At 64.2% G+C, this 24,733-nt stretch carries 21 protein-coding genes; 10 read left to right on the top strand and 11 right to left on the bottom strand.

The annotated features are described in order from the left end of the window. From GXY33_02500 to GXY33_02530, 7 genes are all read right to left on the bottom strand, one after another. On the bottom strand, window positions 1–2,510 hold a 2,510-nt coding region (locus tag GXY33_02500), incomplete at its 3' end, for a hypothetical protein (protein NLX03994.1). A gap of 74 nt (window positions 2,511–2,584) precedes the next feature. Further along, a complete protein-coding gene (locus tag GXY33_02505) occupies window positions 2,585–3,577 on the bottom strand; it encodes a hypothetical protein (protein ID NLX03995.1) in 993 nt (330 codons plus the stop codon). After that, the gene (locus GXY33_02510) at window positions 3,574–5,757 is read right to left on the bottom strand and encodes a hypothetical protein (protein ID NLX03996.1); all 2,184 of its coding nucleotides are present in this window, start codon (window positions 5,755–5,757) and stop codon (window positions 3,574–3,576) included. Before GXY33_02510 ends, GXY33_02505 begins: the two co-directional genes overlap by 4 nt. A gap of 71 nt (window positions 5,758–5,828) precedes the next feature. Then, entirely contained in the window at window positions 5,829–6,602 is a 774-nt protein-coding gene (locus GXY33_02515; GenBank protein ID NLX03997.1) for a DUF1559 domain-containing protein, read from the bottom strand. Continuing rightward, a complete protein-coding gene (locus GXY33_02520) occupies window positions 6,599–8,566 on the bottom strand; it encodes a hypothetical protein (GenBank protein NLX03998.1) in 1,968 nt (655 codons plus the stop codon). Before GXY33_02520 ends, GXY33_02515 begins: the two co-directional genes overlap by 4 nt. A 14-nt stretch (window positions 8,567–8,580) precedes the next feature. Beyond that, entirely contained in the window at window positions 8,581–9,300 is a 720-nt protein-coding gene (locus tag GXY33_02525; GenBank protein NLX03999.1) for a prepilin-type N-terminal cleavage/methylation domain-containing protein, read from the bottom strand. 12 nt (window positions 9,301–9,312) lie between these two features. Further along, window positions 9,313–10,398, bottom strand: a complete 1,086-nt coding sequence (locus GXY33_02530) for a substrate-binding domain-containing protein (protein ID NLX04000.1) — start codon at window positions 10,396–10,398, stop codon at window positions 9,313–9,315. 269 nt (window positions 10,399–10,667) lie between these two features. Here GXY33_02530 and GXY33_02535 point away from each other — a divergent pair, with 269 nt between their 5' ends. From GXY33_02535 to GXY33_02545, 3 genes are read left to right on the top strand one after another with little or no spacing between them, the layout of a single operon-like run. Continuing rightward, window positions 10,668–12,575: a DUF4445 domain-containing protein gene (locus GXY33_02535; protein NLX04001.1), complete on the top strand. Its 1,908-nt coding sequence runs from the start codon at window positions 10,668–10,670 to the stop codon at window positions 12,573–12,575. A 3-nt stretch (window positions 12,576–12,578) separates the two neighbouring features. Beyond that, window positions 12,579–13,058 carry an arsenate reductase ArsC gene (locus tag GXY33_02540; protein ID NLX04002.1) on the top strand — a complete coding sequence of 160 codons (480 nt, stop codon included), beginning with the start codon at window positions 12,579–12,581 and terminating at the stop codon, window positions 13,056–13,058. Between the two features lie 44 nt (window positions 13,059–13,102). After that, on the top strand, window positions 13,103–13,597 hold the full coding sequence (locus GXY33_02545; protein NLX04003.1) for a GNAT family N-acetyltransferase: 495 nt from the start codon (window positions 13,103–13,105) through the stop codon (window positions 13,595–13,597). Window positions 13,598–13,616: 19 nt separating this feature from the next. Here GXY33_02545 and GXY33_02550 read toward each other — a convergent pair whose 3' ends face one another. The 4 genes from GXY33_02550 to GXY33_02565 all read right to left on the bottom strand — a co-directional run bounded on the left by GXY33_02550 (window position 13,617) and on the right by GXY33_02565 (window position 17,757). Continuing rightward, window positions 13,617–14,510 carry a hypothetical protein gene (locus GXY33_02550; protein NLX04004.1) on the bottom strand — a complete coding sequence of 298 codons (894 nt, stop codon included), beginning with the start codon at window positions 14,508–14,510 and terminating at the stop codon, window positions 13,617–13,619. A gap of 147 nt (window positions 14,511–14,657) precedes the next feature. Continuing rightward, entirely contained in the window at window positions 14,658–15,596 is a 939-nt protein-coding gene (locus GXY33_02555) for a serine/threonine protein kinase (GenBank protein ID NLX04005.1), read from the bottom strand. 254 nt (window positions 15,597–15,850) lie between these two features. After that, the gene (locus tag GXY33_02560; protein ID NLX04006.1) at window positions 15,851–16,432 is read right to left on the bottom strand and encodes a hypothetical protein; all 582 of its coding nucleotides are present in this window, start codon (window positions 16,430–16,432) and stop codon (window positions 15,851–15,853) included. Window positions 16,433–16,602: 170 nt separating this feature from the next. Then, entirely contained in the window at window positions 16,603–17,757 is a 1,155-nt protein-coding gene (locus GXY33_02565) for a glycosyltransferase (protein ID NLX04007.1), read from the bottom strand. Between the two features lie 184 nt (window positions 17,758–17,941). Here GXY33_02565 and nadD point away from each other — a divergent pair, with 184 nt between their 5' ends. The 7 genes from nadD (at window position 17,942) to GXY33_02600 (ending at window position 24,690) form a co-directional block, all read left to right on the top strand. Next, a complete protein-coding gene (gene nadD, locus GXY33_02570; GenBank protein ID NLX04008.1) occupies window positions 17,942–18,559 on the top strand; it encodes a nicotinate (nicotinamide) nucleotide adenylyltransferase in 618 nt (205 codons plus the stop codon). After that, entirely contained in the window at window positions 18,556–19,173 is a 618-nt protein-coding gene (trmB, locus tag GXY33_02575; protein NLX04009.1) for a tRNA (guanosine(46)-N7)-methyltransferase TrmB, read from the top strand. The genes nadD and trmB overlap by 4 nt, the downstream gene beginning before the upstream one ends. Window positions 19,174–19,256: 83 nt before the next feature. After that, on the top strand, window positions 19,257–20,036 hold the full coding sequence (purQ, locus tag GXY33_02580) for a phosphoribosylformylglycinamidine synthase I (GenBank protein ID NLX04010.1): 780 nt from the start codon (window positions 19,257–19,259) through the stop codon (window positions 20,034–20,036). Window positions 20,037–20,230: 194 nt separating this feature from the next. Beyond that, the gene (locus GXY33_02585) at window positions 20,231–21,745 is read left to right on the top strand and encodes a B12-binding domain-containing radical SAM protein (protein ID NLX04011.1); all 1,515 of its coding nucleotides are present in this window, start codon (window positions 20,231–20,233) and stop codon (window positions 21,743–21,745) included. 155 nt (window positions 21,746–21,900) lie between these two features. After that, complete coding sequence (locus tag GXY33_02590; GenBank protein NLX04012.1) at window positions 21,901–22,644, top strand: FadR family transcriptional regulator; 744 nt, start codon at window positions 21,901–21,903, stop codon at window positions 22,642–22,644. After that, the gene (locus GXY33_02595) at window positions 22,641–23,858 is read left to right on the top strand and encodes a DegT/DnrJ/EryC1/StrS family aminotransferase (GenBank protein ID NLX04013.1); all 1,218 of its coding nucleotides are present in this window, start codon (window positions 22,641–22,643) and stop codon (window positions 23,856–23,858) included. The genes GXY33_02590 and GXY33_02595 overlap by 4 nt, the downstream gene beginning before the upstream one ends. A gap of 46 nt (window positions 23,859–23,904) precedes the next feature. Beyond that, window positions 23,905–24,690: an SDR family oxidoreductase gene (locus GXY33_02600; protein ID NLX04014.1), complete on the top strand. Its 786-nt coding sequence runs from the start codon at window positions 23,905–23,907 to the stop codon at window positions 24,688–24,690. Window positions 24,691–24,733 lie beyond the last annotated feature (43 nt).

Here is a 24,733-nt window from a genome sequence, read left to right on the forward strand (position 1 = left end):
GGCGGGGTTTCCAGCATGGTCCAGCTCTTGCCGTCGTCCTCGGTCAGGTAGACACCTGGGACATTGGCCAATGAACCCCACCACGGCTGATTGCAGGCGACGACCCAGCGGCTTGGATTCTTCGGGTTGATGGCAACGCCCTGCGGCCGCTGCAGTTGCGCCGGGCCGCTGCGGATGAAGGTCTCACCCTTGTCGCTGCTGACGTACAGGGCGCTGGAGCCGCCGACCCATACCCAGTCGGGCCGGGCCGCGCAGACCGCCACGGTGAGCAGCCCCCCTTCGGGCACCGCGCCTTCGCCGAGGCGGCGCCAGACCTTCTCATTCTTATCACAACCGAATAATCCACGGGTAGTTACGGCATATACCTTATCGCCGGCGCAGGCCAGGCTGGGCAGCGCCGTCCATCCGCTGCCGAAGAGGCCCGGTTGGGTCGGCAGGCCTTCGCTTTTGGAGGCCCAGGTCTCACCACCATCGCCGCTGTAGAAGACGGCGGCTGGGGTGTCGCCCACTCCGCCGTAGGCCACCATGATTTCCCTTCCGGTATCGTCGAGGACGGCCAGGCCGGTGAGCCAGCCGCCCTTGTCCAGCGGGAGGCCCTCACCGAGCGAGGCCCAGGTCACGCCGCCGTCGCGGCTGACGCCGACCCGTGTCCAGTACGGGTTTTTCCAGTCGTAGGTGACGGTCAGGATCAGGTGCTGGTTGTCGTTTGGGTTGATCCACAGCTGCGTCGTCTCGTTGACCGCGAACTCGCCTTCGGCGATGGGCCAGAAGAAGTTTTTGCCGCCGTCGGTGCTCTTGATGAGGCCGAAGTCGGCGTTGTTGACGTAGATGGTGTTCGGGTCCACCGGATCGGGTATGACCTGATAGACGCAGGCGGTGTTGATGCCCTTGGGCCTCTGTGACCAGGTTTTGCCGCCGTCGGTGCTGAGGATGGGCGTGTAGTCGTCGCTGACGTACATTCGGTCGGGGCATCCGGGGTCGATGAGCATGTCGGCGGCGCCCATCATGGCCGTCCATTCGGCCTTCCTCGCCGAGAAGGCCCAGTCGTCGGGATAGTCGAAGGCGGCTTCGATGCTTTCGGTCGGCCAGGTCCATGTCTTTCCGAAGTCGTCGGTGTAGAACAGTCCTCGCGCGCCTCCCACCGTCCAGAGGCGCGTTTGATGGCCGACGTGCCAGCGGGCCTTCCGCACGGCTTTGCATTTTTCGTGAAGCGTCAGTTCCTGCCACGTCTGACCCCGGTCCTTTGAGATGTAGACCCCATCGCCGGTCGCAGCGGCCAGCCAATCGTGGTTGGCGGGGTGACGGTGGACGTCGGTCACCTGGGGAATGTCGAGGTTTTTCTTCCAGGTCTTGCCGCCGTCGAGGGACTCGAAGAGCCCGCCCGGCTCATCGCTTTTGCCGAACACGTCCTTGCGCATCGACACCAGGAGCCGCTGATGGTCGTCCGGATCGACCCGCACGCCGGTGAGAAACCTGCCGGGAAAGGCGAGCGGCGTCCAGGACTGTCCCGCGTCGCGGGAGATCCACAGGCCGCGGTCGAAGCTGGCGGCGTAGATGACGTTGTGGTCGGCTGGGTCGAACTCGAGGACGTTGCCGGTCATCTTGCCGTTGCCTTCGCCGGAGAAGTAGAAGTCTTTGGTCAGCATGCGCCAGTGGTTGCCCTTGTCGTCGGATCGCCACAGGGCGCCGGGAATGAGGAACTCGTGGGCCCAGCCCTGTCCGGTGGCGGCGTAGACCCGGCCGGGGTTCCGGTCGTCCACGAGAATGCCGCTGCAACTGTAGTAGGTTTCGCGGTCCCAGCCGCGGGCGCAGATCGTCCAGGTCTCGCCGGCGTCGTCGCTGCGATGGACGCCGCCCTTGTCGGACGCGCAGTAGAGGGTGTTGGGGTCGGAGCGGTCCATGGTCAGGAAGCCCACGAAACCGCCGCCGTCGACGGCCAGCCGCGACCATTGGCACGGCGCTCGGTCCTTGTGAAACTCCGGCGCGGCCGTAGCCACGATCCGCAGGCTCAGAAGCTGCTGGGCGGTATCGAACCAGTTGTTTTCGATGGTGTGTTTGACGAAGACGGTCCTGGCCCCGAGGTTGGCGAACGTCTGGCGATACTCCCTGGCGCCCCCCTTCTCGGGCACCTCGTTCCACCAGCAGTGTCCGACCTCCTGGTCGATCCTGTCCGCGGCCGTCCCCAAGAACGTGGCGTGCTGCCCCGCCCAATTGTGTTCGCCGCGGTTGTAGACGCTGACGATGACCGTCACGTCGCCGAAGGCCTGTTCGTTGGGCAACTGAAACGACCATGTTCCCGAACCTTTGCCTCTTTCGCCGACGATCCACTTGTCGTTGTTGTGGCGTTGGAACGTGCCGACGGTTTCGACGTCCGGCGCGACCAGTCCATTCGCCCGAAGCTCAAGGCGGTACACGTTCCGCTGCTCATCGAACGGAACGGGGATGGCGGCGTGCGCGATGCCCGCCAAGACGATTGAGGCCGTCAACAGAACGGCAAGCTGTGGTTTCATCGTATTCTCCATAAACAGGTCTTCGGAAAACCGCGGCAAGCGGTTCGCATTTCACGATCATGCGGCGGGCGTCATCACGGTTCGATCTCCGCGAGGTAGATGGCGCTTCGCCGCAGGCGGGTTTTGGGGTCGGCGGCGAATTCCTGGGAGGAGTAGTAGCTGACCAGGAGGTTGCCGTTGGGCAGTTCGACGGCTCCGGCGTAGGAGCTGTCGCCTCCGCCGGGCAGGATAAGCCGGCGTTCGAGTCGGTCGCCGACGACGCGACAGACCATCGTCCGGTCGGTGGTATCCCACGGGGCGATCCGCTGATCGGGATTCAGGTAGGTTCGCCCGATGGCGAGAAGCTGTCCCTTCCACCAGACCAGAAGCGGTCCGCCGACGAAGGGGCCTTGCGTGTATCGCCACTGGCGGTACGGCGATTTGGCGCGGCCCAGATAGCTGCAGGCTGGGTTGTCCTTGCCCTGTTCGGGGCGGCCGGCTTCGCAGCGGATCAGGGCGACCATTTCGCCGTCCGGGGCGAAGGCCAGTTCCGTCTCGTTCGTCCGAGGGTGGACTTCACCGATCGAATGGATCAACTCCCACTTGCGACCATCGCAGGACGAGAACAGGTCCGATCTTGATCCGCCTTCCGTTTCTCCGGTCTGGCGATAGCCGGTGGCGTAGAAACAGCCGCTGTGGTACTTGGGCCGCCAGATCTGGTAGCCTTTGGGCAGGTACGGAAAAGGTCCGCTCCACCAGTCGCCGTTGTCGGTGTGGAACATCAGCGGCTGGGTTTTGTGCGCGCAGGTTTCCGGATCGAACCAGGTGCAGTGCAGGAACATGTAAAGCCGGTCGGGCGTCGCGGCCAGCAGCGGGCTGCACTCGTCGCCGTACTTGAATACCCCTTTGGCGCAGTGCGTCCAGCGCAGGCCGTCGGGCGACTGGAGGATTTCCGCCACGCCGTCGCCGGAGGTGTGCATGGCGCCGGTGCGAAAGGCGAGGTAGTACTTGCCCTTGAAGACCGCCAGGTCGGTCCAGGCGTGGTAGCGTCCGGCGTCGTAGACTTTTTCGGCGAGAACGATCTTCATCGTGGCCTGACCTCTCCTCGCCAGCTTCCAATTCCCATGCACGCAATGTAAATCACCCCTTCGCGGTGCGGGTCGCAGACGACGCGCCAGGCCTTGCCGACGCAGGGCATGTCGGTGAGGCGGGCGAAGGTCTTGCCGTTGTCGGTGGTGACGTAGATACCGGGTTCATTGGTTTCGGGCGTCGTCCACCACGGGTCGGGCACGGCGACGAACCATCGGTCGGGATTGAACGGATCGATGGCGACGCCGAAGCACCGCTGCATCTTCTCAAGGCCGACCCGCTGAAAGCTCTCGCCGCGGTCATCGCTGACGAACAACCCGGCTTGCGTACCCACCCACACTGAATCCGGCCGTTGCGGACAGATCGCGAGGGTCTTGAACGTCGCGGGCAGGACGTCCTCGCCGATCCGCGTCCAGGTTTTCTCCGCCTTGAGCCGCCGATAGACGCCGTCGCCGCTGGTGCCCGCGTAGATGCAGTCGCCGACGGTGACCAGATGGGGCAGCGCGGTGACCCCGCTGCCAAAGAGCAGGCCGTCAGTTTGGGGCAGGCCTTCGCGGTCGAGCGTCCAAGTTTCGCCGCCGTCCCTGCTGGAGTAAATGCCACGCTCCTCCGGGTTGCCGTCGTACGCCACCATCAACTCCCGCCCCTCATCGTCCAGGGCCACCAGGCCGGTCAGCCATGCGTTGGCGGCGCTGTCCAGGGGCAAGCCTTTGCCCAGGGATTTCCAGGTCACCCCGCCATCGCGGCTGACGCCGACTCGAGTCCAGTGGGGGTTTTTCCAGTCGTAGGTGACGGTGAGGGCCAGGTGCTTGTTGTCTTTGGGGCTGATCCAGAGCTGGGCCGTCTCGTTGACGGAGAATTCGCCTTCGGCGATGGGCCAGCGGAAGTGCTTGCCGCCGTCGGTCGACTTGAGCAGCCCGTGGTCGAGGTTCAGAACGTACACGACGTTCGGATCGACCGGATCGGGGACAACGTCGTACACGCAGAGCAGGCTCAGGCCCTGCGGCTGCATCTCCCACGTCATTCCGCCGTCCGTGGAGGCACTGACGGTGTAGAAGCAGCAGTTGTACATCCGCTCGGGGCGCACCGGATCGATCAGCAGATCAGCCAGGGCGTTGCTCACCGTCCACGCCTGATGGGGACGATCGGCCATGTAGGCGACCTCAACCGGAGGATACCGAAATGTCTTCTTGGGATCCTGCGTCGGCCAGACCCACGTCTCGCCCAGGTCGTCGGAGTAGAAGATCCCGTTGTCTCCGCCGACCGTCCAGAGCCGCTGGGGTTGGCCCGGCTGCCAGCGGGCGCGATAGACGCGGCTGCACTGCTCATGAAGCTTCAGCTTTCGCCACGTCTTGCCGCGATCCTGCGAAAGGTAGGTGTCGAGGCCCCCGGTGGAAACGACAAGCCAGTCGTGCTGGACCGGATGCCTCGCCAGGTCGTGAGCGTTGGGCACGTCGAGGATTCCGGCCCACGTTTTGCCGTCGTCGAGCGACTCGAAGAGCCCCCCCGGTTCCTGGTTTTTGCCGAGCACGTCGGGCCGAGCGCCGACCAGGAGACGCTGGCTGTCGTCGGGATCGACCCACACGCCGGTCAGACACTTGCCCTCGAAACCGAGGCGACTCCAGTTCGCGCCGGCGTCGCGGGTGACCCAGAGCCCCTCGACGAACCCGGCGGCGTAGATCACGTCGTGGTTTGTCGGATCGAACTCCAGGACATTCCCGCTGTGCTTGCCCGTGCCTTCGCCGCTGAAGGTGACGTCGCGGGTGAGGAGCCGCCAGTGTTCGCCCTTGTCGTCCGACCGCCAGACGCCGCCGCCGAACGGGCGTTTCTGCCAGGCATTGTGAACCCACGAGCCGCTTCCCGACCCCATATAGACGCGGCCGGGATTCCGGTCGTCGGCCAGGATGCCCGCCACCGAGTAATCGGCGTCGTTGCGAAGCCCGGCGTTGCACATCGTCCAGGTCTTGCCGGCGTCGTCGCTGCGATGGACGCCGGCGACGTCGCAGCCGCAGTAGACGGTATCCGGATCGGCCTTGTCCAGGGTCAGCACGCGGACGTAGCCGCCGCCGTTGACGTTCAACCGCGACCATTCGCAGGGCACCGTCGAATCGTTGTCCGCCGCCTGAAGCGGCGTGGCGATCGCCAGAAGCGTCAGTCCAGCCAAGAGCGTGACACGCATCGATCATCTCCCAGAATTGCGGATCGTGAAGCACCGGGCTCCACGGCCGGGATGGCCGGCAGGCGTGAACGCTAATCCCAGGCCAGACCGCTGGCGGCATCGAAGAAGCTCCATACGGGCAGAGCCCAGCCGGCTTTGGGGACCAGCCCGACCGAGTCGTGAATCAGGCGCACACTGCCATCCGTGGCGGCTATGTTGTAGTATCTCAAATGAATATCGGGCGTAAATCGATCCACCACCATCGGACGGGCCGGATCGGAGGTGCGGCTTGGGCCGTTGAAGTTCCACCAGGCGCCAAACCGGTCATTGGGCACAGTTGAACGAGGCGTCAGGCCACGGTAGGCGTAGCTGCCATTCTTGAGTTCCCAGGTCTTCGTCGGGAAGTTGTCGGGAAACCGCCGCATGTCGGACGGGCAGTACAGGGCGTTGGGATCGAACTTGGTGGTGAACATCACCGGATCGTTGGGCCAACTGCTGTAGGTCCGCTTGGGTTTCAGGAGCACCATCAGCCCGTAGTGCTTGCCCTGTTCACCTTCATAGCCCCAGTTCTGCGTACCCAGGTAATCACTGAAGTTGCCCGTCCCGTCGGTCTGGCCGGCTGAGCCGTGGTAGTACATGGCGTCGCCCCATGGAAAACAATCGAGGCTTTCGCCGGCGTACATCACGAAGCCGGTCATGATTTGACGGAGATTGCTGCCACAGGCGACGCGTCGCGCCGCTTCGCGTGCGTTCTGCAGGGCGGGCAGGAGGATGGCGACCAGGACGGCGATGATCGCGACGACGACCAGCAGTTCGATGAGCGTGAAGACCCGACGCCCATGATTGCCTGCCTCATTCGGTATCATTTTTCATCTCCCGCGTTTGCCGTTCCATCACCTATCGTCACCGGCACGGTCAGCCCTTCTCGCGGGAGCGAGACCGTTTGCGAGACGCTTCGGCCGTCCGCGGTGACGGTGATCTCGTAGTCGCCCAGGAACCCGCGGACGCCGTACCGTCCGGCCCCGTCGGTCATTCCCTCCTGGCGGGTCCACCACTGGTTCAGGACCAGGTCCTCCCAGACCTTACCCGCCGGTTTGAGGCTGCCGTCGGCCCGGACCATGGCGGCCTGCGGCTGCCAGTGGTTGGGCTCCCAGAATCCCCACAGCATGAAGGCCCCGACCGACGGATGGCTGAACGTCGCGGTCATGAAATCGCGGAAGTAGTCGGCCTGGAGGTGGAGGTCAGGCGTGTTGACGTCGAACTCGGTGTTCCAGAATTCCCTGCCCTGGTCCGCGTAGATACGGTCGAGGATGTCGATGACCTTGGCCGGATCGGTCAGGTCCGACAGGAAGTGGCCTTCCTCGGTGATCACGTCGATCGGCGTATCGTACTCGGCCAGGCGGTGATAGTAGTCCAACGACAGCTTGAGCCGCGACCCGCCGTGGGTGATCACGCCCGAGTCGTTGAGGATCAGCTTGGCTTGCGGATCGATTTTTCGAGCCGCTTTGAACCACTCGGCCACCTTGTCCAACCCGCCGACGGTATGGACCCAGTCGTCATACCATTCGGGTTCCGGCTCCAGCGGCAAGTCCTTGCCGCCCAGCCGCTCGAACAACTGATAGGCGTACGTGCACTGCGGCTCGTTCATCACCATCCAGGCGTACATCCTGCCGCGCAGGGCGGCGCCCTTGTCGGCGATATGGTCCATGATCCGCTTTTGGATAGCCTCGCCGGGTTGGTCCAACCACTTCAGGTCGTCCGGCATGGAATGGCGTTTGGGCCATATGAAGGCCTGCCCGACGACGTTCAAGCCGTTCTCGTTCGCCCATTCGATGGCCTTGATCCCGGCCTCCTTCTCGTGCCGCACGTTCGGCCGCTCCCACTGCCGCCATTCGATGAAGTGGGCCACGATGACCGAGTTGAAGTACTTCCTGACCATCGCCTGGTACAGGGCCGACTGTTCGGGCGTCCAGGTTCGGCCCTCGGCGGTGACGCCCAGAAGGGCCGGCGGGTTCACTTCGGTCCCGAACAGGAAGGCGTGCTTCGTCATCGTCACTTTCACCGCGGCATCGGCCACGGGCCGGCCGCCGGCGTCGGTCACCTCGACGGTCAGGTCGCCCTTACGGATCTTTTCGATCCGTTCGGCCGCCGGCTTGCGCCACGCCGCGTCGGGCTCGCGGCCGGGATAGGAGACGCTGGTGGCCGGCAGGTCTTCCGGCTTGACCTGCTTGCCGTAGTTGACCAGTTCCACGCCGCCGATCTCGATCTCCTGATCGGCGTAACCCAACTGGAACGTCAGCATGCACGTCTTGAGCGGACGATCGACCGGACAGACGAAGGGGTACTGGAACTTCTTCCATCCCTGTCCCACCGTGGCGGTGACGCCGTCGGTGTGCAGCCACCCCTGCCACGGCGAGCCCCACTGCTGAAACCGCACGGTCGCCCGCGCGCCGCCCGACTCGTGGCCGCTCTTGAGCGCGCGAAGATGGAACGTCAGGTACAGCACGTCGTCCGCCTGGATCGGCTCCGTCGGCCACGACATCACTTCCACCGCGTAGACCTCGCCGCGGTAGTCCTGGGTCCGGACGCGAAAGGCCTTGGAGAACGGCATGCCCTCCACCGCGACGACCCGCCGCTCGAAGTCGCCGGTCTTCATGTAGCCGGACTCGTCGGCGGGCATGAAGGCCGCGTCGCCGCCGCTGAGAAACCGCTCCGGCGTTTCGCTGGTCAGGATCAGCCGTCCCGCCGGAAGCTGCTGACTTTCGGCCAGGGCCGAACCCAAACTCGCCGCCACACCCAGTAGAACCGCCAACGCCGCCGACAACCTCATGCCGTGTCCTTTCGTCAATCCCGGTAGTCGAGTTTCCATCCGTTCCCGCGGATCTGTCCGGGCAATACGTCAATAGCCTGCGCGTGCCCGTCCAGCATGCCCATGTTGACCTGATATCCCGCGGCGTCGTGCAGGGCGTAACCCGGATAGGCGGCGCCCACCTGTCGCGAAAAGAGCATGCTGTCCGCGAAGGCCACCGTGGTCGAAGTCGATTCGATCTCGTCGATCCGCTTGGCGTTTTCGTCGAACCACAGCGGCCAGAGCCCGCGTAACTCCCACGTGTACGGATTGCTCCCGCGAAGTTCCGAATTGTAGAGGTACGACGTTCCGTCCCTCCAGAGATACGAGTCGAACTCGCCGCCCGCTGCGTCCGCCGGGCACGCCGCCACGCCGACCTCGGTGTCGATCCCCACCCTCGCGGGCAAGCCGACGTAGGGATTCAGCGGCGGATACACCTTCGGAGGCGTCATCGCCTCCGCTCCCGCCCTTCCGGCAAAACCCAGGCGAAGCCAGTAGGTGCCGCCGTCATGCCGCAGCAGGTATCCCGCGTGATCCTGGGCGTAGAAGCCCACCAGCGCCGAGGCCAGCGTCCGCAGGTGGGTGAGGCACTCAGCCGACCGGGCCGTCCGCCGGGCCTGCTGCAGCGCCGGAAGCAGCATCGCCACCAGCACCGCGATGATCGCAACCACGACCAGCAGTTCGATCAGCGTAAAGGCCGCTCGTTTCCTTTTCATGGTGCATGGCTCCTATCTTTCCTGGCACCGGCTGGTGGACCCGCGATCCACCAGATGCGTTTCGAGATACCGCACTTCGTCCCGCCCTTGTCCGGTTTCGATCCGGCGCAGCATGTCCAAGGCCGCCTCGGCCGCCCGAACGCGGGGAATGCGCACCGTACTCAGCGGCGGATCGACGTGGGCCGCCCACGGCATGTCGTCGGTGCCGACCACGCTGATGTTCCGACCGGGCGTCAGGCCGCAGGCCTTCAGTTCCGCGTACACCGGATTGATATGGTTGTCGTAGACGATCAGGGCGGTCGGCTGGACCTGGGCCTTGATGATCCGGCGAACTCCCGCCCGGATGGTGTCGTTTTCCCAGCCGACGTTGGCCACCCACTCGGGCCTCACGTCGAGGTTGAACTCAACGCACAGGCGATAGAACCAGTCGCGCCGCAGGTACTGCCCGCGATGATAGGAGTCGTTTCTGATACCGTGCAGATACGCAATCCGCCGATGCCCCAGGCCGACCAGGTGCTCCACCTGATCCCGCACCACGCGTTCCTCATCCACGGCCAGGCACGGCGCGATCAGTTCCACGATGTTGGGAAACACGTGCAGGCACGTCGCGCCGTTTCGGACCAGGGGCTCGATGATCCGCAGATCGTGCATCGTGATTCCGTAGGTCAGAACCGGCTGCGACCCCTGCCGAAGGATTTCCTCCACCACCGCCTCGGGATTCGCTTCGAGTTCCATCACCCGGACCCTCAGGGCGGCGGCCCCCTGGGCGAGCCTGCCCGCCAGATAGCCGGTGAACTCGTTGCTGAAGTTGCCCGGCTTGAAACCTTCGGCCAGGTCAAAGTATAAAACGTTCAGCAAACGCGGCTGAACCGCCGTGCCATTGAGCCGATAGAAGCCCGACCGCGGCCGGCACTCGATCAGCCCCTCGTTCGCCAGTCGCGTCAGGACCCGGTCCACCTCCGTCTTGGTCGCCGAGCAGACCGCCATCACCTCGCGGACCGACGGCAGCCGCTGGCCGTCACCCGCCTGGGCCGCCGCCCGTCGCAGGTACGCTTCCACCCGCTGCGAAGACCCTGTTTCCCGTAGCATTGTGTTCATAGCGATGCATTCCTGGACATCAGATGGATCAGTTGCGATCAGTTTAACATCTGACGATCAGATCGTCAACGGCAAACTGCAACCTAAGGCTATATCATTACCACTAATACTCCGATACCCTTTTGGCGGTCCATGCAAGGTCGGAGCAATGACGTTTTTGGCTGCGTCGGTTAGAATTAACTCCTTGCGGCTGTTGTGCCGGGATTATAAGGAAGCATGGCGCGTGTGAGCGCGCGAATGGCACGGGATCGTCAGACAGGAGCAGACAGATGACCATTGAGGGCCAGTTTGAACACACCGCCGGGAAGTCGAAGCTGAGCCTTGCCGAGGCCTCTGTGATTACCGAGGCGGCCCGTCAGGCGGGACTGGTGCTTAACACCAGTTGCGCCGGACGCGGCAATTGCGGCGGCTGCGTGGTCGAACTGCTGGCGGGAACCTACCGCCAGGACGGGAGCACCTTCGCGGTGACGGCCGGCGAGCGGCGGCGGGTGCATGGCTGCCGGACGACCATCGTGGAGGGCCCCTTCCAGATTTTCGTGCCGCGCCGATCGCTGGTCGAAACGGGCGAGAAGGTGGTGGCCGACTTCGTTCTCAACGGCCGCCACCGCCACGAGCCGACGGTGCGAACGATGAAGGTGCAACTGCCCAAGCCGGTTCTGCGGGAACCGCTGGGCGATTACGAACGGCTGGCCCGGTTGATGCGGAACGATTTGGGCGTCCAGCTTGCCGGGGCGAGCCTGACCGCGCTGCGGGAGCTTCCGAGGCTGACGCGGGCTGAGATCTATGACTTGACGGTTCGGATCGGCTGGCGGCACCATCAGGGGTGGGAACTGGTGGCGATCAGCAACGGCGGGCAGACGCCGCGATCGTACGGTTTGGCCATCGACATCGGGACCACCACGGTGGCCGCCGCCCTTGTCGATATCGAAGCCGCCAAGATCGTGGATACCTCGACCTGCTATAATCAGCAGATTCGCCAGGCGGACGACGTCGCGGCGCGGATCGCATCGGCCGGCGCCGATCACGGTCTTGAGGAACTGAACCGGCTGATCGTGGAGGAGACGATCAACCCGATGATTCAGCTTCTGTGCCGCAAGCAGGGCATTGGCACCCAGGACGTCCATCGGGCGGTGATATCGGGCAACACGGTGATGTGGCACCTGTTTCTGGGCATCGACCCGACCGGCCTGGGCCGGATGCCGTTTCCGCCCGGGGCCAACGATCCGGGAGCGTTCCGGGCCCGCGACGTGGGTCTGACCATCGATCCTGCCGCCCTGGTCGACGTCGTGCCGTCCATCAGCGCGTACGTCGGCGGGGATATCGTCAGCGACATCTACGTCACGCAACTCCACGAGGCCGCGGCGCCCCAGATGGTCATCGACGTGGGCACCAACGGCGAGATCGCCCTGATCGCCGACGGCAGGATGTTCGTCACGGCCTGCGCGGCCGGTCCGGCCTTCGAGGGCCTTCGGATTTCCTGCGGCATGCGGGCGAGCACGGGGGCGATCGAAACCATCACGATCGACCGGAGCAGCGGCGAGTGCCGGTGCGGCGTGATCGGCAACAGCCCGCCGGTCGGCATGTGCGGATCGGCTTTGATCGACTTCGTGGCGGAGGGTCTTCGGGCGGGACTGATCACCGAGGCCGGCCGATACAACCGCGAGATGCTCGGTCGCTGCCCGCGGCTGCGGGAACAGCCCGACAGCAAGGTTCTGGAGTACCTCGTGGCTCCGCAAAGCGAGACGGACGGCCTGGACCACGACATCGCCGTCAGCGAGAAGGACCTGGAAACCCTGCTCCAGGCCAAGGGCGCGGTGTACTCGGCCATCCGCATCCTCTGCCGCCGGGCGGGCATCGAGGCTTCGCAGCTCGCGAAGGTCTTCCTGGCCGGCGGGTTCGCCCGCTACATCAACGTCGCCAACGCGATGACCATCGGCCTGCTGCCGGAATTGCCGGCTGCCCGGTATCTGGTGGTCGGCAACGGCTCGCTGGCCGGGGCGTTCGTCGCCCTGATCGACCGCACCTCGTGGCAGGCGTTCCGCGACGTGCTGCGCAAGCCCGAGGTCGTGGAACTCAACCTCGAACCCGACTTCCAGGACGAGTACACCTTCGCCCTGTTCCTGCCGAATTTTCAGAAGGAGCTGTTTCCGCAGACGAGCCAGTCATTGGGGGGATAGATCATGGCGAACAGCAGCAACAACAGCAACAGCCGCGGCGAGTTGGTGCGGATCGTGTTCGTCTGCTCGGGCAACTCGGCCCGCAGCCAGATGGCTGAGGGATTCGCCCGGGCCTGGTCGGCTGACAACGTGTGGGTCGAAAGCGCGGGCATCCGACCGATCGGGCTCTCGGAAAAAGCCGTTCAGGTGATGGCCGAGGTCGGCGTCGACATCTCGCGGCAGCACAGCAAGAGCGTCTACGACATCGATCCCGATCAGGACTACGTGATTACGCTCTGCGATCACGCGGTCGATCCGTGCCAGACGCTTGCGGCCAATCGCGAGCGGGCGCACTGGTCGGCGCCCGATCCGGTCTCCCTCGCGCCGTGCATGGAAGACCCGCTGACCGCCTATCGCCGATCGCGCGACATGATCGCGGAGAAGGTTCGTTCGTTCCTCGAGGAACGCGGACTGCTGAAGGAGGCCGGAGGGCCGAAGGACTGAGCCATGGCGGCATCCGCTGAGAAACGGGTAGGAGAACGCTCACCATGCTGACCTTTGCATCGCCGGTGGGAATGGCCCGGGGCACGCTGTCGGACCTTCTGAGCCAGGCGTACGACGGCTACGAACGGATCGATCCGGAGCAATGCGCCCAGTGGCGGGAGGCGTGGGGGGAGTTTGACGAATTCGCCGAGCGCGACCTGTCGTGGTCGGCTGGGTGGCTCTTCCTGACCCGGATCGGCGAACGGACGATCGGGTTTGCCTCGTGGGACCCGTCGAAGCGGCCGCGGGCGGTTATCGGCCACAACTGCATCGTCCCGGCGCACCGGCATCGCGGCTACGGCCTGGCCCAGATGCGGGAGGTCATCGGCCGCCTGGCCGCACAGGGATTCGCCGAGGCGACGGTTCGGACGGGCCAGGACGATTTCTTCCTTCCCGCGCGAAAGATGTACGAACGGGCGGGTTTTCGCGAGACGGGCCGGCAGGTCGTTGACGGCCATGCGGTGGTCGATTACCGGCTGGCGATTGAATCCGCCGGGTAGCCATCCATGAACCGGGCGTCTACGGCGTCGGCGGGTCGGCGGGCGGTACGAACTGATGGAAGAACCGTATCCGATCCGTCAACTCGTCAAACTCGTAACGCCGGCTCAGGTCGATCGGCATGAAGCAGCCGTTGCCGTGGTCGCTGGCCAGGATGATCATCCGTTGGAACTGCGTCTGGAATCCCTGGTCCTGCGCCTGATGGCCGATCACGAAGAAATCCACGCCCAGCAGTTGAGCGAACTCATCGACGTGGGCCGCGGTGTGCCCGCGACCCCAGACCAGCTCATAGACGCTGCCTCCGGGGATCATGTCCTCCCACGTCCAGCCGCGGCCGAAAATGTCCAGGTCGAAACCGGCCATCGCGTGCGGACCCGGAATCGAGTGCGACAGCCACAGCCGGTTCGGGCAACGGACGGCCAGCGGAAAGCTCAGCAGCAGGCGAATCAAGCCCTCGGCGATTCCCTCGGCTCCCGATCCGTACTGCCCGCGGATCCACTCGTTGAACGCCGCGATGCTCGCCCCGCCCGATTTGGTGATCTCACGGCCGGTGATCTGGGCCAGATCGTGATTGCCGAGCACAAAGTGCACCTGCTCGGGATGCCGGAGCTTCCATTCGAGGGCGTCGAGCAACAGCAGCAGCGAGTTGTCCTCGCCGGCGGAGTCGCTTAGGCCCTGGCCGTTCTGATGGATCAGCTCGTGGAGCACCACGTGCCGGTGGGGCTGGCGCTCGAGGTTGGCGAAGTGCTTGAGGGCATGGAGATTCGGCGAGAAGCCGTGAAGATCCCCGGTCATCACGACCTGGCCGTAGTCCGGCAGGCAAACGACGCCCCCTTCCCGAAGGGGATCCTCCTGCTGCAGGGCGATCACGTCCTCAAATAGTCTGAGGACCCTTTCCGATGAGCGATGCTTCACGTTACAGAACCTGTCACCACGACAACTGACCCGACGACCCTGGCCCGCGAGAGGCCACAATCAGCGATAAGATAATGGATGAGAACCGGATGAAAGAACCGGCCGTCGGCCGTCCGTCGGACGGGCTGTAACGACGCTCTTGAGTTGTTAAAGAATGTCCTCCAGGAAGCGCTCAAATTCCGCGGTGTCGTCCGCCGACACCGGTTTCTGCGAGAGCTCCTTCTTTTCCTTCGTTCTGGCGTATTTCTCGGGCGACTTCTGTCGCAGCAGCAGGTGCCGGGCCACGTCGAGGCGGGCGATCACCTCAGCCATGTTCTCCGGGCGTTTGGCGGGTTCGCGGCTGCAGCAGGCCATCGTCAGATTGGACAGCGCCATCGGCACCTTGTTATTCACCTCGTCCGGTCGAGGGACGTCCTTGACCGGGGCCAGATGGATATCGCCGGTGTCCTGCGACATGCTTGTCGGATAGGCCTGGTTGGTCAGGACCCAGTACAGCGAGGCGCCGAAGTTGAAGATGTCGGTCCGCTGATCGAGCATGCCGCGTTTGACCTGTTCGGGCGCGATGTAGTCGGGCGTTCCCTGGACCCGTTTCTTGCGGTGCCCGATCGGACAGCTCTGTCCGAAGTCGATGAGCTTGATGTTCCCGTTGCCGGTCAGCAGGATGTTCTTGGGCTTCATGTCGGCGTGAATGAAGCCGGCCTGGTGGAGCACGTCGAGTCCCCGGGCGACCTTGATGAACAGGTCGATGACGTCCTCCATCTCGATCGGCGGGGCCTGTTTGAGGGTTTTGCCTTCCACATATTCGAGGATCAGGAGCAGTTCCTGCGTCTTGAACCAGCTGCGGACCTTCCGCAGTTCGTACGACTTGCGGATGTACTCGTGGTTGATGCGGCCGCTGACCTGGTGCTCGGTCTGCATCTGCTCGAAGAAGCGGTCGTCATCCTCGGTTTCGCGGATGACCCGCTTGAGCGTATAGATCGTCCCGTTGCCCGGATCCTGAACCTTCCAGATGGTCGATTTGGCCCCTCGACCCAGGTTCTCGAGGACGATGTACTTGTCGATATGTTTCAGGACGTCAGTGCCCATCCGCCACACTAAGTTCAGCGATATTTATAGTATGAATACACTGTCTTTCATCGCATTGTACGGGCGCCGTCCAGATCCGTCAAAGCGAAAGCACCCACTGCGCTGGTATCGGCAAGAACAAACACACTCAACATATATGAGACGCAGACGTTTATCCAGTGTTTCCAAAAAAAAGAATTTAGACCTGCGGTCCACGGCGGAGGCAGATCTGGAGCGTCGGCTGCGGCATGGCAGGCAGACCCCGGCACGGCACGTTAGTTCAGGAGCGGCTTGCGCCAGTTGTAGCACTCGAGCGGGTCGGGATGGCAGGCCCGGTTCGAGAGCTGCGAGTGCAGGTAGATTTTGTGTGCCGGGACATTGCAGCGGGCTTGGAGGTCTCGCAACAGGTTGACCACGGCCTTGGCCTGATCGTGGCTGGCGTGGGTCTGGCCGGGTGCGAGTTGGATACCGATCTGGATTTTGCCGGGATACCCGGTGACATCGCGTTGGTTTTCCCACTGGCTGGTGACCAGCGTCTCGGCCTGGGGCGAGATGGCGAAGTGCACCGCCGGGGCGACGCCGGTGTGCTCATGGGCCAGACACGAGAGCCGCAGATCGCTGCCCACCCGGTGGATCACCACCGCGTCCCACTGGCGCTTGTTGATCGGGGTCTGCGTGCGAGAGGTCGGTGAGGCGTTGTAGGTTGCGGCGAGGTACTTGGCCTCGGCGCTCAACGCTCGGTTGGGTTCAAGCACGCCCAGGAAGACCGCGCCGATCGTCATCGACGCGACCAGCACCGCCAGCACCCATGTCAGCCGAGTCCGATCCACCACCTGCTTTTTCGCTGCTTTCGCCATGAAAATGTTCCCGCGGCAAGACCACCTGTGTTGTTATCTCATACATCGGCGTTTTGCAAGCGATTTGTTTAGCATTCCACCCCAGAAAAAGAGTTTCATTCATAAGAATGGCCGCGGTGTTCCGATAAAAGCCGCCTTGCCAGCATCGACGTCCCGTAACCGATGGCGAATCAGCATTTTCTCGCCCGCTGCAGCGACCGCTCATACTCCGGCAAGAGCTTATCGGCCCGAAAATCGGCGGCCCGGACCGGCCCGCGGGCGGAATACGAATTTCGCAGCGAATGGTCCGATAGAAGCCGCAGAATTGCCTCCGCCAGCATCCGCTCTTCCGGCGTCGGCGGGACGTCGGCACCGTGGAACACGCCGTCCGGAGTCGCCGTCAGCAAGCCGTAGTGCGCCTGCTCGATGCCGTCCGCGCCGCGCCGAAAGTCGCTGGTCGGGGCGAGGATTTCCCGCGGTCCGGATCGCACATCGGTGGCGACCACGGCGGTGCCCGCAGCCAGGCTCTCGAGCACCACCATGCCAAAACCTTCCCACAAGGATGAGAGGGCGAAAACCGAAGCGCGCGAGATGAACTTGTGCGGGTTCGGCTGAAAACCAAGGAAGTGGGCGCAATCGGACAGTCCCAATTTCGTCGCCAAGTCGCGCAGGTAACCGCCCAACTCGCCTTCGCCGAGGATCAGCAGCTTCGCCTCCGGCATCCGCCGGCGGACTTCGACCATCGCCCGCAGCAGGTGCCACTGGCCCTTGGCCCGGGTCAACCGTCCCGCGGAGATGATCGTCGGCCCCGCCACCAGCGCCGCCTCGGTTTCGGTCAGCGGCTTGGCCGCGGCGGCGGCGATCGCATCGGGATCGATGCTGTTGTAGATCACGTCGATGTTCGCGCCGTCCAGACCGTACTTGTCGATCAGCGTCTCCCTCGCCCCCTTCGAGGCGGCCACGATGCGGTCCGCCCGCCCATAGTACCGCCGGATCAGCCAGTCGCCCGCCATCCGCCGCAGCCCCCCCACCTGGCCGTACCGCTTGTCCTCGCCGATCACCGGGATCGCCCGGCTTTCCGGCGAACGGGTCAGCACGTTGGGCAAATTCGCCGGTTCATTGAAGCTGAAAACCGCCTCCAGCCCCAGCCGCCTTCGCACCTGGCGCAGGGCCCGAACCGCTTCGGTAATACGAATTACACGACCCCACGTGCTGCCCGGGGGCGGCTCGGGAAGGCGCAGGTCGATCAGTTCGCCGCCGTATGGGTAGTCGGTTCGGCGGGTATCGAAGACGATCAGGCGGCATTCGTGCCGCTCGGCGAGGTACCGGCTGAGCGTCGCGGCCATGCGTTCGGCCCCTCCCTGCGAGAGCGTCGGTACAACTATGCCTATCCTCACCGCCGGCCTTTCATTATAATGGCCCTCCGCCGGCTATCTGTATCAGAAGGCGACGCCCGTGGCAAGCCCGCGTCGGCGGCGTTTGGGCGGCGCGGCAGGCTTCACAAGCTCGGACCAGACAAGGAGTTGTCCGTTGGCGTCGATCGTCGGACTATTTGGCGGCACATTCGACCCGCCCCACCTGGGTCATTTGATTATGGCCAAGAGCCTGATGGACCAGGCGGGCCTGGACCGGGTAGTGTTCATCCCGTCGGGCACGCCGCCGCACAAACGGCGCAAACCGATTTTGGCGGGCGAGCATCGCCTGCGGATGGTCCGACTCGCCGTCGAAGGCAACGAGCGGTTTGAGGTCAGCGACTGGGAACTCGGCCGCAGCGAGCCTTGTTATACGATTAACACGGTCGATCAATTCCAGCGGCGGTATCCGGAGACTGAATTCGCGTGGCTGATCGGCTCGGACAGTCTGGGCGAGCTTCCGACGTGGCACCGGTTCGACGAGCTGGTCCGTAAGGTGCGGATTTTGACGGCCTGGCGGGGCGGGTTGGAGATGGAGGAGATTCTGGGCAGGCTTCGCGAGCAGGTTTCGGGCGAGGTTTTCGAGAAGCTTCGGGCGGGGGTCGTTCGGACGCCTATGATTGAGATTGCCGCCACGGACCTGCGGGCCGCCGTCGCCCGAGGCGGCGATGTTCGATATCTGACGCCCGAGGCGGTGCGGGCGTATATTCTGGAACACGGGCTGTACCGGCCATGAGCGTGGAAGAACCGGGCGTGCAGGACAATACGATCAGCGACCGTCGGATCGGCCGGGCGGCCGACTGGCAGGCTGTGTTCGGCAACGACCGGCCGGTGCAGATCGAGATCGGTCCGGGCAAAGGCACGGTGCTGCTTCAGTTGGCGCAGATATTTCCGGAGCACAATCTGCTTGGGATCGAATGGGCGGCTGAGTTCTATCGTCACGCGGCGCGTCGCAGCCGGTTCTGGAAGGCGGGCAACGTCAAGCTTTTGCGGACGGACGCGCGGGAGTTCCTGATCGACCGGGTACCGACGGCCAGCGTTTTGGCGGTGCACGCCTACTTCGCGGACCCGTGGCCCAAGAGTCGTCACGCGGGCCGGCGGCTTTTTATTCCCGAGTTCTGCCGGGCGGCGGCCAGGGTCATCAAGCCCGGCGGCAAGATCTTCGCCGCTACGGATCATCAGCCATACGGCGAAGAGATCCACGCGAACCTCTCGGCGGTGCCGCAACTGCGGGAGGCGGACCATCGCGTGCTGGAGGGCCGGAGTCTGGAAACGCTGGAGAGCAACTACGAGGCCAAATTCGTCAAAGAGGGGCGAAAGATATCGCGGATGGCGTTTGAACGGGTATAATCCCTGGTTTGAATGGTTTTGCGCGAAGCGGCGGCTGGCCTTCGAGCCGCCGTTGAGCGGATGGACGATAAGGAGCAGGCCGAATGGCGACGGTGAAGGTGTTGGTGCTGCGGACGGCAGGCACGAACTGCGACGGGGAGACGGCGTTCGCCTTCGAGCAGGCGGGGGCCAAGGCGGAGATGGTGCACATCAACCGCATTTTGGAGAGCCCGGAGAAGCTCGACGCGTATCAGATTCTGGCCATTCCGGGCGGCTTCAGCTACGGCGACGACATCTCGGCGGGCAAGATATTCGCGGTGCGTCTGTTGCATGACCTGGGCCGGCGTTTGGGCGATTTTGTCAACCGCGACCGGCTGGTGCTGGGCATCTGCAACGGGTTTCAGGTGCTGGTCAAGGCGGGCCTGCTGCCGGAGGTCAAGCCGTCGGAGGACTTCCAACAGGAGGTGACGCTGAGCGACAACGACAGCGGCAAGTTCGAGGACCGCTGGGTGTGGCTCAAGTCGTACAGCGACCGCTGCGTGTTCATCGAGCCGGACCGGATGATCTATCTGCCGATCGCCCACGCGGAGGGCAAGTTCATTCCCAAGAGCGAGGCCGTGCTGGAGCGTCTGAAGGCCAACGGCCAGATTGTCTTTCGTTACGTCGATAACAAGGGGCAGTTCGGGAGTTATCCGATCAGCCCGAACGGTTCGGTCGACCACGTGGCGGGCATCTGCGACCCCAGCGGCCGCGTGTTGGGCCTGATGCCACATCCCGAACGTCACGTGAAGCGCACCCACCACCCGCATTGGACGCGGTTGGGCGAGGCCCACGAGGGTGACGGGCGGGTGATTTTCGATCGGGCGGTCCGCTACTTCGCCTGATCGCGTTGGCGTGCAAGCATTTGCGCGTTCGCGAGCGACGGCTGCGGTTGTTTTCAGCGGGTATCGGCGATTGTGCTGGATTCGCATGCGGACGTGCATCTATAATTTGGCAAACAATTAACTGAACGCTGGGCAACAGCCGGAGATCATCCGCCCCGTGCTTTTCCCGGTTGGTATATGAAAGGCGGGAGCTGATGAAGATTTTATTTGTTTATCCTCTCTACCCCGAGACGTTCTGGAGCTTCAAGCACGCGCTGCGATTCCTGGGCAAGAAGGCGGCGTTTCCGCCTCTGGGCCTGCTGACGGTGGCGGCCATGCTGCCGGAGCGTTGGGAAAAGAAGCTCGTGGACCTGAACGTGAGCGGGCTTGACGATCGTCAGATCGACTGGGCCGACATGGTCTTCGTCAGCGCGATGCTCGTCCAGGCGCCCAGCGCCCGCGAGGTGATTCAGCGGTGCAAGGCGCGGGGCAAGACGGTGGTGGCGGGCGGTCCGGCGTTCACCGCGAGGCACGAGCAGTTCGAAGGGGTGGATCACTTCGTCTTGAACGAGGCTGAGGTGACGCTGCCGCAGTTTCTTGACGACCTCGAGCACGGCCGGCCTCAACCGGTGTATACGACCGACGAGCATCCGGACCTCTCGGAGACGCCGATTCCGCTGTGGTCGCTGATTCGTTTGAAGGACTATGCGGTGGTTCCCGTCCAGTATTCGCGCGGCTGCCCGTTCAACTGCGAGTTCTGCGATATCATTGTGATGTACGGCCGCAAACCCCGGACCAAGACGCCCGAGCAGTTGATTCGCGAGATCCAGGCCCTCTACGACGCCGGTTGGCGGAGCGGCGTGTTCATCGTGGACGACAATTTTATCGGGAACAAGCGGAACGTCAAGCAGATGCTGCCGCACCTGATCCGGTGGCAGCGGGAGCACAACGTTCCGTTCAATTTGCTGACGGAGGCCAGCGCGGACCTGGCCGACGACGAACAGCTCATGCGGATGATGGCCCAGGCCAACTTCCGGAAGGTGTTTTTGGGGATTGAGACGCCGGACCCGGACGGGCTCCGCGAGTGCGGCAAGCACCAGAACGCGTCTCGCGACATGACCGAGGTGGTGGCCACAATACACCGCCACGGGATGCAGGTCATGGGGGGGTTCATCGTCGGGTTCGACACCGACAACGAGAGTATTTTTCAGCGGCAGATCAACTTCATCCAGAACACCGGGATCGTGACCGCGATGGTGGGGATGCTTAACGCGCTGCCGCACACGGCCCTGTGGCATCGCCTGAACGCTGAGGGCCGGCTGAGGGGCGATACGACCGGCGAGAACACCGAGGCGCGGCTGAATTTCCTGCCCCGCATGCCGGAGCAGGCGCTTCTGGACGGCTATAAGCGGATCCTGACCACCATCTATTCGCCGCGGCAGTACTATCAGCGGATCTACACTTTACTACGAAGCTGCAATCCGGAGCACGGCGAGCCGACCACGCCCGAAGGCTGGCTCGCGTTCGTCCGCAGCATGTGGGAGATCGGGGTGCGGTCCAAGGCGCGTCTGCTTTACTGGAAGCTCCTGGTCAAGACCCTGCTGACGCGGCGGAAGGCGTTTCCGCTGGCCGTCGAGTTGGCGATCTACGGTCTGCATTTCGAGCGGGTCACGGCGCGCATCGTCGGCGGTGTTCTTCCCGGCTCGGACGACCAGCCGCTGCCGGCGTAGTCGCCGGCCGCTTGCCGACCCTGCACGTGTATGTCGCGGCCGGCGGCGACGCGAACGCGTCTGTCCAGGACCATGCCGCATTCGTTGAATCCGGCGTCATCATAGTGCTGTAGATTCCCTTGCATTATCATGTCAGTCTATTATAATAGCATGACATGATAACGGAAACCGGCAGCCGCACGGTCTCAAGTCCGCGTCAGGTGGCCCAGACGGTGCGGCTTTACATTCAGGAGCATGCTTTAGGTCCGGGCGATCGGATGCCGACGCACGATCGTCTGAGCGAGGACCTTGGGATTGGGCTGCGCCGGCTGCGGGAAGGTTTGAGCATTCTGGAGCAGCAGGGGTTGATCGAGACGCGGGGCAAGGGGGGGACGCGCGTGTCGGAGCCGCGGATCGAGCGGTTGGCGGACCCGATCGCCTGGCACCTGGAGTTTGGCGGCTGCAGCACGCGCGACCTGGTGGCCGCCCGCGCTCGCATTGAGAGCGGCATTGTCGCCGAGGCGTGTGCCCGGCACCGGAGCCGCGACCTGCTGGTTCTGGCGGACGCGATCGAACAGATGGAGACTCTCGGCGACTCGGGCCGCAGCGACGAGGCGGCGGACGAGCAGTTCCATCTGGCGGTCGTTCGCGCCGCCCACAACCCGGCGCTGCTGGTTTTCGGGCGGTTGATCTCGACGCAGTTTCAGCGCAAGGTCAGCGATCGGCTGATCAGCAGCCTGGATCGTCAGCGGGTCAGCCTCGCCGAGCACCGCCGGATCGTCCAGGCCATCGCGTCCCGCGACGACCAGGCCGCGGCGCGGCTGATGTACGACCACATCATGTTCCAGCTCGAGGTTTTGGAATCCCAAAACCGCAAGTCATCCGTCAAAATCAAATCACGGAGAAGCAGATCATCATGAACCGATCCATTCCGCGCGTCTCGGACGCCGCCCGCCGCTATGTCCAGGAAGTCCTCGATTTCGGTTTTCACAACTGCACCGGACCGGGCGTCACGGCCCGGCTTGAGAAGCAGTTCGCTGAGAAATTCGGCGTCCGTTACGGGGTGAGTCACTGCAACGGCACGGCGACCATGCACGCGTGCCTGCTGGCGGCCGGGGTCGGCGCGGGCGACGAGGTGATCGTGCCCACGCTGACGATGGCGAGCACGGCGCTGGTGGCATTGCACGTTAACGCGGTGCCGGTTTTCGCGGACAGCGACCCGGAGACATTCACGATCAGCGTCGAGGATATCCGCCGCAAGATCACGCCGCGCACGAGGGCGATCATTCCGGTTTCGATCTACGGCCTCTCGCCCGACATGGACCCGATCATGGAGCTGGCGGCGGCGTACAAGCTGACGGTGATCGAGGACAACGCGCAGTGCTTTCTCGGGCGCTACAAGGGACGGCTGGTCGGCACGTTGGGTCACATGGCCAGCTTCAGCTTCCAGGGCTCAAAGCACATGACATCCGGCGACGGCGGGATGGTGATCACCGACGACGAGGAATTGGCCACGGCGGTCCGCAAGGCGGCGGTGCTGGGCTATTCGCTGGTCTCGTCGAAACCCGGGGCGTCGAGCATGCCGGAGGAAGTCCGGTGCCATCCGAGTTTCGCCCGACACAACGGCTACGGGTACAACTTCCGGCTGCCGGAGATTGCCGCGGCGGTCGCCTTGGGCGAGCTCGAACGGCTTGACGAGTTGGTGGCGATGCGGCGGGAGTCGGCGAAGCTGATCGACGCGGTGGTGCGGGAGTGCCGGTGGCTGGTTCCGCAGAAGACGCCGGAGGGCTACGTCCACGCCTGGTGGACGTACGCGGCGAGGATCGTCGAGGACGGGCCCGATTGGCTGACGTTCCGGCGGAAGTTCGTGGAACTCGGCGGCGACGGGTTCTACGGCTGCTGGCAGCCCGTCCACAAGGAGCCGTTCTTCCAGGAGCTGGGCCGGAAGGTGAAGGAAGAGCCGCAGCGTTATCCGCAGTGGGCGGAGATCATGCCGGACTATCGCGAGGTGAGTTGTCCGGTGGTCGAGCGCATTCAGCCGCGGCTGGTGCAGATCAAGACCAACCAGTTCAGTCTTGGCGAGGCGAAACGGCAGGCCGAGATTCTCGGCCGGGCGATCGAGGCGGTTTCCTGAATCACGGAGGTGCGACGTGGGCAAAGAGGGACCGAGCATCAAGGGCATGTTCGATCTGAGCGGGCAGGTGGCAATGGTCACCGGGGCGGCGCAGTGGATCGGCTGGGAGATCGCCGAGGCCTACGCGGAACTGGGAGCGAAGATCGTCATCACCAGCCGCGAAGGGGACAAGGCGCAGATCGCCGCGGCGGAACTGGACGAGCGGTTCGGCATCGAGGCGATGGGGCTGGCGCTGGAGGTGCGTGATCCGCGGAGCGTCGCCGAGGCGTTCGATCGGGCGGCGCAGCGGTTCGGGCGGCTTGATATCCTGGTCAACAACGCGGGCGGCGCCCCGAAATCGGACAAATACCACCTCTGGGAGCGGCGGCTGGAGGACTGGACATACGTGATTGAGACCAACCTGACCGGGGCTTTCCTGTGCACGCAGGCGGCGGCGAAGATCATGATGCCGGCCCAGCGCGGGTCGATCGTCAACGTCGCCAGCATCGCCGGGCTGGTCGGGCGCGACCGGTCGATGTACGAGGGGCTGCCGATGCGGCCGAATCTCGTGGACTACGCGGCGTGCAAGGCGGGCGTGCTCGGTTTTACCCGCGACGCCGCCGCCGAACTGGCCCCCTACCACATCCGGGTCAACGCCATATCGCCCGGCGGGATCGAGCGCGGCCAGCCGCCGGAGTTCGTGCGGCGCTACTCGCAGGCGACCGCGCTGGGGCGGATGGGCGAGGAAGGGCATGAGCTCAAGGGCGCGGCGGTCCTGCTGGCCAGCGACGCCGGGCGGTACATGACCGGTCAGAACATCGTCGTGGACGGCGGGTTCGCCATGTACAAGTAGCGTCATATCCTGACCTTCCATCATTGATCTGAAACTCCACCAT

The sequence above is a fragment of the Phycisphaerae bacterium genome (genome assembly GCA_012729815.1).
In the GTDB taxonomy this organism is placed as follows: Bacteria; Planctomycetota; Phycisphaerae; order JAAYCJ01; family JAAYCJ01; genus JAAYCJ01.